The organism is Microcoleus sp. CZ3-B2 (genome assembly GCF_036705055.1).
Lineage (GTDB): Bacteria > Cyanobacteriota > Cyanobacteriia > Cyanobacteriales > Microcoleaceae > Microcoleus.
In genome coordinates, this window is record NZ_JAUBTN010000074.1 from 1 (window position 1) to 11,732 (window position 11,732).

Consider the following 11,732-nt stretch of genomic DNA (forward strand, 5'->3'; position numbering starts at 1 on the left):
CCCATCTTTTTTTACCATAAATCGGTCAAACCTTTGTTAGCTATGGGTTTTAACGGGGTTGTCACCCCGTCAGGTTGTGGGCATCAGCAAAGCTGTGGTAATGGATGTCACAGAAACAGCTATAGAACGTCAAAAAAAAACATAAAAATATTACTCAGGTAAGAAAAAATACCACACCCTAAAAATGCAAGTGGTCATTAATCAAGAAACCGGCACAGATTATTTGCCTAAATTTTGGACTATTGCCACGATTTCAGCTTGTTCAAAAAAAACAATGTTCATTTCCATTCTGAGATAGATAGTTTACAAGATAGTGGCTATCAAGGGATAAAAGATGATCGCTCTCATAGTTATACTCCTAAAAAGAAACCAAAAAATGGGAAGATTTCTCTTTTAGAAAAAGACTACAATCGAGCCTTAGCCCAGAAGCGAATAGTAATTGAAAATGTTAATAGGAGTCTCAAAGTTTTCAAGATTTTGTCAATGTCGTTATCGAAACCGTCGCCGCCGTTATGGTCTCCGTTGTAATTTGTTGTCAGCACTTTACAATTATGAGTTAGCTCTCATGTCTCAAACTCAAAGCCTTTAATTATAACAGAGATTTTTTTTGCAAGAGGTCTAATTAGTAGAGATGCACCCGAAGCCTGTTCTTATATAATTATCTCTACCTCTAGGTTGATGTCGATCGCGATTTGAATCATTAACACCGCTCTCAAACACATCAAACGGTCTATCGCAGTATTAAAAAAACAAAACTTCCCCAGGTGGCAAGTTCTACTTTTAACCACTTACCCAAACAATGCAAATAATGACTAAGCCCCCGATATAAACTCCGATAGCGATCGGTCATTCCCAATTCTTTAATCTTCAATGCCCCCATCGAAATCGAAAGTAGTATTAACTCCCAAACGAGAGTTGACTGCGGTTTCTTTAGTCGATAATTTTTACCCAACCGCGGCGCACGTTGTACAGCAGTCGGTTGATGATGGCATACTCATCTTCATTCAGCGTTCTTTCTAAGAGTGCGGATCTGAGCTGTCTCCGGTCGTGGCGAGTCACGACGCTGGAGAACATGACTTGACCAAATAATTCTTCGAGTGTCATTTGGGTAACTGACATGATAAACCTCTTAATTGATTGAGATAAATAAAATTTTCACAGGCTCCTGATATATCTATTATGCTTTGTACAAGGGCCTATTTGGGCGATCGAAAACATTGACACCGTGTGATTTTTGGGCTACAAATCTGTGACCTAGACTTTGAAACCCTGTGACTCGGATCTTTTTAATTTGTGATCCCAGTCACTGATGTTGAAGGAAGAAGGAAGAAGGAAGTTCGGCAACGGATTATGTAACGGATGTAACGGATGTAACGGATGTAACGGATGTAACGGATGTAAGTCCGTCGGAAGAAGGAAGAGGGAAGAAGGAAGAAGGAAGAAGGAAGAGGGGAGAGGGAAGAGGGCCGATCGGGCGATCGACAAAACTCCGCCGATCGCCATTGCTCTCAATCCCTTACTAATCCGTTTTCAACATCATTTTCGCCTCTGTCAATTTTGCATTTAATTGAGGCATCGGTCAATAGTCGCCACCACCGACTCGGCCAATTCTTTGAGCGCGTAACCCCCCTCCAAACCAAAGACGAGGCGGCTGGTGATTTGCAAGCAATATCCGGTAAAAGTACCGAAATCTGACGGGGCCAGATTCATACTCGCCAGCGGATCCGAGACAATAGCATCGTAACCGGCGCTGACAATCAACAAATCTGGTTGAAAATTTGACAAAAACGGCACCACAAGAGATTCAAAAGCGCTCCGATATTCAGCTATACCGCTGCCGGGATACAGCGGAATGTTCAGCACGTTGTCGTAGCTGCCGCGCTCGTCGGCATCTCCAGTTCCCGGATAGCAGGGAGATTGGTGCAGGGAACAGTAGGCAATTTTCCGGCAGTTTTCCACCACGGATTGAGTGCCGTTACCGTGGTGCACGTCCCAGTCGAGGATGCCGACGCGGTTAACTCCCGGCTGTTCCAAGGCGTACTTCGCTGCGATTGCAGCATTGGAAAACAAACAAAAACCCATCGCACGATTGTTTTCGGCATGGTGTCCCGGCGGCCTGGCCAGCACGAAAGCTGGTGCGTTTCTTGACAGCACTCGATCGACCCCATCGAGCCAAGCACTCGCCGCCAGCAGCGCTACATCGTAACTTTCAGCAGAAATCGGCGTATCGCCGTCGAGGTAGCCGCCTCCTTGAAGAGACAAATGTTCGACTTCTTTGATGTATCTTGGCGCGTGAACTTTTTTGAGCGCCGAGAACAATTCTGTTTGGCGCTGGGCCACTGGCGCGGGCAGTTGCCAGTCAAGGCGATCGGCCCAAGGGGCAGCTTTCAGAGCATTGACGATCGCCGTTAAACGTTCTGGTCGCTCTGGGTGAAGCATTCCAGTCTTGTGCAGCAAAAAATCAGGGGAGTAGATGACGGGTAGCATCAGCAGATTTTAGAGTTAAGTTTTTATATCTTAGATTTTCATTTTGATTTAATTCGACATTCGGCTTTATGAAATTAGAATTGCGTCCGAGCAACCATTTTAATTGAGATCGTCTGGGGCTTTGTAAAAGGCATTTTTTCTTAATGCGCGCTGTTGAGAACTCGCTTCCAGATCTAACCCCCTGCCAACTCTCGATAGCACGCATTAAAGCTGACGCGATCGATGCTCCCTTTTAATTTTTTAGATAGCACTCAAAAAAGCTCACCAAAACATGAAAACCGACCGCCTCAAAAACCCTTTCTAGCTCCGGCAAATTGATGACTAAATCACCAACTACCAACTTACGAATTTCCCTCGTTTCGTCCCTTAATTTTTCTGGCAACTTGCCCCTAAAGTCAAAGGCAAATTGTGATATAATTTTAGGAGTAATTTGCAATATTTGGCAGCTCTACTGAATCCAAATCGATTTTATCGCATTTTTGAGATTTATAGCGGTCAAATTTAAAGTTTTAACGGAGTTTTTCAACCTATGAGTATCTCTGAGTCGCGGATAATCCCGACGGATCTGGGTGGTGAGATGTCCCGATCGTACTTGGAATACGCCATGAGCGTAATAGTCGGTCGGGCGCTACCAGATGCGAGGGACGGTCTCAAGCCCGTTCACCGACGCATTCTCTACGCCATGAACGAATTGGGCTTGACTCCCGATAGACCATTCCGCAAATGCGCCCGCGTCGTCGGGGAGGTGCTCGGTAAGTATCACCCCCACGGAGATACAGCGGTTTACGACGCCCTGGTGCGGATGGCTCAGGATTTTTCCATGCGGGAACGCCTGATCAACGGCCACGGCAACTTCGGCTCCGTTGACAACGACCCGCCCGCTGCCATGCGGTACACCGAATGTCGCCTCACAGCCCTGACTAGCGACTCCATGCTGCGCGACATCGACTCGGAAACAGTAGATTTCGGCGACAACTTCGACGGTTCCCAACAAGAACCCCTCGTGCTCCCCGCACGCATCCCCCAAATTTTGCTCAACGGTTCCTCTGGAATTGCCGTCGGGATGGCCACCAACATTCCGCCGCACAACTTGGGCGAAATAATTGACGGTTTGGTAGCGCTAATCCACAATCCAGGAATTACCGACCTGGAATTGATGCAGTACATCCCCGGCCCGGACTTTCCCACCGGAGGGCAAATTCTCGGCAGAGGCGGCATTCGCGATGCTTACACCACCGGGCGCGGTTCGATTACCATGCGCGGAGTTGCCAACATTGAAACCATCGAACACGTTGGCCGCCCAGACAAAGAAGCAATTATTATCACCGAATTGCCTTACCAAACAAATAAGGCAGCGCTAATCGAGAAAATTGCCGAACTGGTAAACGACAAAAGATTAGATGGAATTTCCGACATTCGCGACGAAAGCGACAGAGACGGAATGCGGATCGTGATCGAACTCAAACGCGATGCCTATCCCCGCGTCGTCCTCAATAACCTCTACAAACAAACACCGCTCCAATCAAACTTTGGAGCCAATATGTTAGCGCTAGTAAATGGGGAACCCCAACTACTGACGCTCTCACAATTCCTCAATGTCTTCCTAGACTTCCGCATTGAAACAATTACTCGTCGGACTCAATACGAACTCCGCAAAGCAGAAGAACGCGACCATCTCCTGCAAGGTTTATTAATTGCCCTAGACAACTTAGACGCAATTATTCACCTAATTCGCGCCGCTGCCGACTCCGCCGCAGCCAAACAGGAATTGATTGATAATTACGGTCTTTCCGAACAGCAATCCGACGCAATTCTGCAAATGCAGCTCCGGCGCTTGACAGCCTTGGAAGCGCAAAAAATTCAGCAAGAACACGAAGAACTGCGAGCTAAAATTGCAGATTTGGAAGATATCTTAGCGCGCCGGGAACGCATCTTAGAAATCGCCGAATTTGAAGCAGTCGAAATCCAAACTAAAATCGCTACTCCTAGACGCAGCGTCATCGAACACGCCGAAGGAGAAATCGATGAAAGAGATTTAATTGCTAACGAACAAGCAATTATTCTGATCACAGAACAAGGCTACATCAAGCGGATGCCTGTCAGCACTTTCGAGGCTCAAAGTCGCGCTACTCGCGGCAAAGCCGGCGCGAAAATGAAGGAAGATGACGGAGTAGAACATTTCCTTTCTTGTTGCGATCACGACAGCGTTTTGTTCTTCAGTGACAGGGGCGTAGTTTACTCTGTCAAAGCTTATCAAATCCCCGTCTGTTCGCGGACTGCTCGCGGCACTCCAGTGGTGCAACTGCTGCCGATTCCTATAGAAGAAAAAATCACTTCTATGGTGTCAGTGACAGAATTTACCAGCGAAGAATATTTGGTGATGCTGACTCGCGGCGGCTATATCAAGAAAACCGCACTTTCTGCTTTTGGTAACATCCGCACTAACGGTTTGATCGCGATTTCTCTGGAAGAAGGCGACCAACTGCGCTGGGTACGGAGAGCAAAAGTTGGTGACAGCATTATCATCGGCACGCGCCAAGGTATGGCGATTCATTTCCGCACCAATCACGAACAGTTGCGCCCGGTAGGCCGCGCGACTCGGGGTGTAAAATCAATGAAATTGCGATCGGGCGACGAGCTGATCAGCATGGACATTTTACCGAGTTCAATTATTGCCGAAATTGCTGAATTGGTAACGGGAGAATCGGAATTTGAAGGAGCAGAAGTTGCGCTTTCAGAATCGGGAGAATTGGAATTTGAAGGAGCAGAAATTGCTGAATTAGAAGCTGAAGATCTGGAATTGGAAGAGGAAGAATTAGAACTGCAAGCCGAGGAAATTGAAGGCGAAGATGCCGAAGAAATTCCCGCAGTTAGCAGCGAAGTTCCCTCGGTGTTGGTAATCACTAGCAACGGCTACGGCAAGCGGGTTCCAGTTTCTCAATTCCGCCTGCAAAGACGCGCTGGCAAGGGATTGACGGCTACTAAATTCAAGTCGAAAAAGGCTAAGGATTACGTGGCTGCGCTGCGAATTGTCAACGACAATGATGAGTTGATGATTATTACCAACCGAGGTATTATTATCCGTCAGGCTGTGAGTGCAATTTCCACGCAATCGCGCACTGCAACGGGCGTGCGGGTGCAGCGGTTGGATGAGGATGATTCAATTGTAGCTGTGGCTTTGGTGCCGGCTTCGGGTGAAGAGTCGATGGAAGAATCGGCATCTGAGGAAACGACAGAGGAGTCCTAGGTTAATAGTTTGTAGGGTGCGCTGCGGTGCACCTTACTGCTGTTGAATGCTAAAAGTGCGATCGCCCCTACTCAGAAGTTTTCCCTCAAAAGTCAAATATTTTTTCCGGTGAGGTAATGATGAGTCAACTCCAAACCAAACTACTAACTGATACCTGGGTTACAGCGACTTGGGATGAATATATAGAAATTATTAAACAGCCGGAGTACGATCGAGCAAAATGCTACTACTACAACGGACAGTTGAGGATTGAAATGGCAGCAGTCGGGGCAGATCATGCTGAGGACAACGGAATTATCGTTATTTTAATCAATTTATTTGGCATTGCTAAAGGTATAAAAATGAGACTGCTGGTCAAATGTAGCTATGCCAAAACAGGTGTCAGAGGCGCTCAACCTGATGCTTCTTACTACATCGGAGACCGGGTACAAATGGCACCTCGCGGCAGTTCGCTAGTGAATTTAGATAGCGCAGTTTCCCCAGATTTAGCAATTGAAATTGCCGACAGTTCTCTCGTTGACGATTTGGGAACAAAAAGAATGATTTATGAAGAATTAGGAGTGTCTGAGTATTGGGTAGTAGACGTACAAAAAGCGCAAGTTATTGCTTTCAAAATAATTGCTAACTGTGGAAGCGAACGTCTGACGGAATCTCAAGTTTTGCCGGGGCTAAAAGTTACTTTATTAGAGGAAGGTTTGCGCCGCAGTCGCCAGACGGACAATACAGAAGTAGGTAACTGGTTTTTAGAGGAAGTTCGCGGGAATCCTCAATAGTGCGATCGACTGCATTCTTTTTTTAACGGGAGGCTAGAAACCGGGTTTCTGAGGTATACCTATGTCCGGCGCTGGAATCGTTGACAATCGATCCGATAATTGCTATAGCATAATAGAATCAAAAAATTAATAGCAAAAGTTTGTAAAAATGCCTTATTTAACAGCAGCAAACGACATCAAAGCAGTCATTTCTCAATTTTCCCAAGCTAAAATACTGTGGGTTGACACAGAAATAGCAGACTATAAATCCAACCCCAGATTATCGCTGATTCAAGTGTTAGCAGACTCCACCGATGCGACAGGAGATGCCACGTTTTTACTAGATGTATTAGATAAACCTGAATTGGCAAAAAATTTCATCAGCCAAATCATGGTAAATCCAAATATTGAAAAATTCTTCCACAACGCCAGCTATGATATCAGATTTCTGGGCAATGACGACGCTCAAAATGTCACTTGCATATTGCAAATGGCAAGAAAAATTCCAGCTTACATTCTACCATTACCCAACCGACAGCTCAAAACATTAATCGAAACACTTTGCGGCATTGCTTATGTAGATAAAACAGAACAAAGCGGCGATTGGGCAAAGCGTCCCCTGACGCAGAAGCAGCTAGAATATGCCAAAATGGACGCGGTTTATTTAGCTAGAGTGCATCAGCGCCTGCTAGAAATCCTGGAAGAGTGTTACCCCGATCCCGCCACAGAAAATTTGACAGCATTGGGGAAAAAATATCAGGAAATAGAATCTCGGTGGAAGCCACTAGATTCAGAAATTGCTGAAGTCAAAGAACGATTTAAAGCGGGGATGCTGGCGCAAAATCTCAAAGATAGTTCTTATTTTCAGCTTTCCAGTTCGATAGCGATGAAAGTTGATTTTATGACGCTGGCGAGACTGACGCAAACTGAGGGAATTGAGTTGAATTTTCCGGTGACGCTGACAAAAGAAATTCAAAAACAGTTAGGGGAAGTCATCGCCGATCCATCTTTGGAAGTTGAAGATATTGCTAGTTGGCGGTTGAATTCTACGATCAAGCAGGGTCGAAAATCAACTACTAAGAAAGTTGCGCCGCAACCGGAGACTGAGGATTTCACAGCATTGGGGGAAAGGTACAAAGAAATTTTGCCTGAATGGAAGCTGCTGGATTCAGAAGTTGAGCATCTGAAAGAGCGGATTAAAAAAGCAATGTTAGTGCAAAATAAGGGCAATACTCCTCATTTTAAGTTATCCAGTTCCTCGATTTTGAAGGTGGATTTTGCTAGCTTGGCAAAACTTGCGCTATCTGCGGGATTTGAGTTAGATTTTATGGTGACGCTGACTCAATACATTCAAAGGCAGTTAGGGGATGCGATTAACAAAATTGATGTGAAAATTGATTATATTACCAGTTGGCGGATGACGGCGAAGACTGTGGAAGATGAAGATGAGGAAATTCCGTTTTAACTCACATCCTGCACCATTGTCAAGAACAGGCATCTTGCCTGTTCCACAATAAAATTTATCTCTTGTGGAACAGGCATCTTCCCTGTTCCTAAGCAAGTAATTGAGAATGGTGCAAGATATCAGTTTTAACTAACGTCATTTCTGGTTAAGCAGAAGGAGGCAAAATCCAATCAAACCCAAGAGAGTGCTTCTTAGGTTGATGGCAGTAGACAATTAAACCACACAAAACATTCGCACAGAGGCGTTGCTCAATCAGGGTATGAAAAAATAAGTTTAACATCCAGAAACTGTGTCGAAAATGGTTTCTATGATATCAATTCCGGCTGCACCGGAATGATAAGCGAGGACACGGCACTGCCGTGTCCCTACCACGATCGATTGTAGGGACACGGCACTGCCGTATCCTCCGTTTCTTTATATCATTCCGATGCTAAGGGAATTGATATGACTTGCATATTTTGCCTTGCATACCGTAAATCAGCAACGCCTATTTTCCTTTTAGTCGGAGCTTAATCAAGTCTTGTTCACCGCTGACCTTTTCCATCCACTCGACGGTATTGCCGGAGCAGTCGTTGGTCTCGCGTATGTAGTCTGCTACAGTGACCGAAAACTCAACGAGAGAACGTATTCTTCGCTGCTCAACGACCGGTCATTTGCTCCAGCTTTTCAGGATACCGATCGCCTTGTACCGTAATCTTGGAGGCGGCATCATCGATGTCACGCAGATCGCCCTGGGTGAGTTCCACTGAGACTGCTCCGATGTTTTCGTCCAAGCGATGCAGTTTCGTAGTACCTGGAATGGGTACGATCCACGGTTTCTGAGCTAGCAGCCAGGCGATCGCAATCTGAGCAGGTGTCGCCTCTTTTCGTTCTGCAATGCTGCCGAGTAGATCGATCAGGGCTTGATTCGCCTTGAGAGCCTCGGTTGTGAAGCGAGGCAGGGTGCTGCGGAAGTCGGAACTGTCGAAGGTTGTGCTTTCGTCCATCTTGCCAGTGAGAAAGCCCTTGCCCAACGGGCTGTACGGGACAAAGCCAATTCCGAGTTCCTCAAGAGTCGGTATCACTTCCTTCTCAGGAGTCCTCGTCCACAGCGAGTATTCGCTCTGGAGAGCCGTTACGGGCTGAACCGCGTGCGCGCGACGGATCGTTTGTACGCCTGCTTCAGAGAGTCCGAAGTGCTTAACCTTACCTTCCTGAATCAGTTCCTTCACCGCTCCGGCCACATCTTCGATCGGCACGTTTGGGTCAACTCGGTGCTGATAGAGTAGGTCGATCGCCTCCACCTTGAGTCGCTTGAGCGAATTCTCCACAGCCTGCTTGATGTGCTCCGGTCGGCTATTCAGTCCGGGCGCACCCGTCATCCCACGGGGATCAGAATTCGGACTGATGTCGAACCCGAATTTGGTGGCGATGACCACTCGATCGCGGAAGGGAGCAAGAGCTTCACCCACCAGCTCTTCGTTTGTAAAGGGGCCGTAGACTTCGGCGGTGTCAAAGAATGTAATGCCGCGATCGACCGCAGCCCCCAGAAGAGCAGTCATCTCCTGTTTGTCTTTGGGCGGGCCATAGGAAAAGCTCATTCCCATGCAGCCAAGCCCGATCGCCGAGACTTCCAGATTACTGTTTCCAAGTTTGCGCTTTTGCATTGTTATTCCTTCGAGGTTTCACCTCGGTTATTCAGATTTAAGGGATGCCATATCGATACAGAAGCGGTATTTCACATCGGACTTGAGCAGTCGCTCGTAGGCTTCGTTGACCTTCTGAATGGGGATGACTTCGACATCCGCAGTGATGTTATGCTCGCCGCAAAAGTCGAGCATTTCCTGGGTTTCAGCGATGCCACCGATCATAGAGCCGGAAAGACTGCGGCGACCCATGATCAGGCTGAATGCCGATACTTCCAGAGGATTCTCCGGTGCGCCGACCAGGGTGATGTTGCCGTCGAGGCGGAGCAGGTTGAGATAGGCGTTGATGTCGTGCTTGGCGGAGACGGTATCGAGGATGAAATCGAAGCTGCCAGCGTGTTTCTGCATCTCGTCGGCATTGCGGGAGATGACCACTTCATCGGCTCCGAGGCGGAGTGCGTCTTCCTTCTTGTCGGGCGAGGTGGTAAATACGACGACATGGGCACCGAACGCACGGGCAAACTTCACGCCCATGTGGCCCAGCCCCCCGAGACCGACTACGCCGACCTTCTTGCCCTTTGTGACACCCCAGTGGCGCAGGGGCGAGTATGTTGTAATCCCGGCGCAGAGAAGCGGCGCGACTCCAGCGAGATCGAGGTTGGCGGGAACGCGCAGAACGAAGCTTTCATCGACGACGATGCTGTTGGAATAGCCGCCGTAGGTGACAGGAGCGGTCTTGTGCTTGTCCGGGGAGTTGTAGGTGAGGGTCAGGGAAGGGCAGAACTGCTCAAAGCCAGCTTTACACTGGGGGCAGGTTCCATCCGAATCGACCATACAGCCGACCGCTGCGATATCGCCGGGCTTATAGCTGGTAACTGCCGAGCCGACTTTGGTGACGCGACCGACCATCTCGTGACCGGGGACGATCGGATAGACAGTAGGCGCGATGCTGCTCCACTCGTTACGCACCGAATGGACATCGGAATGGCAGATGCCGCAGAAGAGGATTTCGATCTGCACGTCGCGATCGGTTGGATCGCGCCGCGCGATCGTGGTGGAGGCCAGCGGTGATGTTGCACTGGCTGCGGCATAAGCTTTCGTGTTGTACATGAATGGATGTCCCTAGTTGTTTACGTTTGGTGTCTGGTATTGTTCGTCGCTGACCTGTTCCATCCAGTCCACGGTCTTGCCGTCGAGTTGTTCCTGAATGGCAATGTAAGTCATTGCCGTGGTGGCCGTGGCACCGTGCCAATGCTTCTGGTCCGGCGCGAACCCGATCGCGTCCCATGGTCGAATTTGCTCGATCGAGCCGCCCCAGCGCTGTGCGAGACCGCAGCCAGCCGTCACGATCGGGGTCTGTCCCAACGGGTGGGTGTGCCATGGTGTCCGAGCACCAGGCTCGAACGTGACACTGGCACCAAGTGTGCGTGCTCGATCGTGCGCCTCGAACAGGGGGTCAATGCGGACAGTGCCGGTAAAATACTCAGCCGGTCCTTTGGCCGAAGGCTGTGACCCACTTCGTTTAATGTCCATTTCTTAATTCCTTCACTTGATGCCATTTCGGTGGCTGTCCCCATCGTAGAAATTGAGCACTTATCGCTTCTCTATCAATAGGGATGGATTTTTTAAGAAGCAAGGTTAGCTTTGATGGCATTTTGGTTGTCACTCAGCAGGTTTCTTGCCAAATCAAACCTGCGTTTTCTCTTGAAGAAAAGTCCAGAATGCTTACAAGAAGCCGAAATGGTTTTTCATTGCTTTAGCTTCATTCTAAGAATCCTCAAGGACAAGCAATAGAACGATCGTCTAAGATTGTTGTACAATCCTGCAAACTTAGAAATGAACGCTGCCAAAACGAGTGAAAAGCCCGATATCCATTTTATGAACACCCCCCAGACAACGCGCGAGGCAGACAGAGCGCAAGCCAACCGAGACGAACTAACTGAGCGGATTGCACAGGCGATTCGTCATGATGGGACGATTGAGCCGCTCAAAGGAGTACACTTCAACCGCTCCTCGTCGCCTTCGGAATGCGTTCATAGTGTCTCTATCCCTGCCTTTTGTGCGATCGCTCAGGGTACCAAAGAAGTCCTTCTGGGGAGCGATCGGTATGCCTCTAATCATTAATTTATTGGACAAGACTGGACAATGCGTACATG

The 11,732-nt window shown here is 48.1% G+C and carries 10 protein-coding genes and 1 pseudogene; 6 read left to right on the forward strand and 5 right to left on the reverse strand.

The genetic code is table 11. The features are described 5' to 3' along the window. Window positions 1-46 precede the first annotated feature (46 nt). Window positions 47-589, forward strand: a pseudogene (locus QUA97_RS24440) (transposase family protein); the annotation flags it as partial. A gap of 341 nt (window positions 590-930) precedes the next feature. Here QUA97_RS24440 and QUA97_RS24445 read toward each other — a convergent pair. Then, window positions 931-1,119, reverse strand: coding sequence for a hypothetical protein (locus QUA97_RS24445; protein WP_194008036.1), 189 nt, complete (start codon window positions 1,117-1,119; stop codon window positions 931-933). A 190-nt stretch (window positions 1,120-1,309) separates the two neighbouring features. On the opposite strand from QUA97_RS24445, the gene QUA97_RS24450 reads away from it, so the two are divergent. Continuing rightward, window positions 1,310-1,567, forward strand: a complete 258-nt coding sequence (locus QUA97_RS24450; RefSeq protein WP_194071044.1) for a hypothetical protein — start codon at window positions 1,310-1,312, stop codon at window positions 1,565-1,567. On the opposite strand, the gene QUA97_RS24455 is transcribed toward QUA97_RS24450, so the two are convergent. Next, window positions 1,564-2,487: a histone deacetylase family protein gene (locus QUA97_RS24455; RefSeq protein WP_194071045.1), complete on the reverse strand. Its 924-nt coding sequence runs from the start codon at window positions 2,485-2,487 to the stop codon at window positions 1,564-1,566. The genes QUA97_RS24450 and QUA97_RS24455 overlap by 4 nt on opposite strands. Before the next feature lie 529 nt (window positions 2,488-3,016). On the opposite strand from QUA97_RS24455, the gene gyrA reads away from it, so the two are divergent. From gyrA to QUA97_RS24470, 3 genes are all read left to right on the forward strand, one after another. After that, window positions 3,017-5,734 carry a DNA gyrase subunit A gene (gene gyrA, locus QUA97_RS24460; RefSeq protein WP_194071046.1) on the forward strand — a complete coding sequence of 906 codons (2,718 nt, stop codon included), beginning with the start codon at window positions 3,017-3,019 and terminating at the stop codon, window positions 5,732-5,734. 116 nt (window positions 5,735-5,850) lie between these two features. Continuing rightward, a complete protein-coding gene (locus tag QUA97_RS24465; protein WP_333196685.1) occupies window positions 5,851-6,507 on the forward strand; it encodes a Uma2 family endonuclease in 657 nt (218 codons plus the stop codon). 148 nt (window positions 6,508-6,655) lie between these two features. After that, a complete protein-coding gene (locus QUA97_RS24470) occupies window positions 6,656-7,951 on the forward strand; it encodes a ribonuclease D (protein WP_333196688.1) in 1,296 nt (431 codons plus the stop codon). Window positions 7,952-8,589: 638 nt separating this feature from the next. Here QUA97_RS24470 and QUA97_RS24475 read toward each other — a convergent pair. From QUA97_RS24475 to QUA97_RS24485, 3 genes are read right to left on the reverse strand one after another with little or no spacing between them, the layout of a single operon-like run. After that, window positions 8,590-9,597: an aldo/keto reductase gene (locus QUA97_RS24475; protein ID WP_194071048.1), complete on the reverse strand. Its 1,008-nt coding sequence runs from the start codon at window positions 9,595-9,597 to the stop codon at window positions 8,590-8,592. 27 nt (window positions 9,598-9,624) lie between these two features. Further along, entirely contained in the window at window positions 9,625-10,686 is a 1,062-nt protein-coding gene (locus QUA97_RS24480) for an NAD(P)-dependent alcohol dehydrogenase (protein WP_333196690.1), read from the reverse strand. Window positions 10,687-10,698: 12 nt separating this feature from the next. Continuing rightward, on the reverse strand, window positions 10,699-11,109 hold the full coding sequence (locus QUA97_RS24485; protein ID WP_333196692.1) for a (R)-mandelonitrile lyase: 411 nt from the start codon (window positions 11,107-11,109) through the stop codon (window positions 10,699-10,701). A gap of 345 nt (window positions 11,110-11,454) precedes the next feature. On the opposite strand from QUA97_RS24485, the gene QUA97_RS24490 reads away from it, so the two are divergent. Continuing rightward, window positions 11,455-11,700, forward strand: coding sequence for an AraC family transcriptional regulator N-terminal domain-containing protein (locus QUA97_RS24490; RefSeq protein ID WP_228050443.1), 246 nt, complete (start codon window positions 11,455-11,457; stop codon window positions 11,698-11,700). Window positions 11,701-11,732 lie beyond the last annotated feature (32 nt).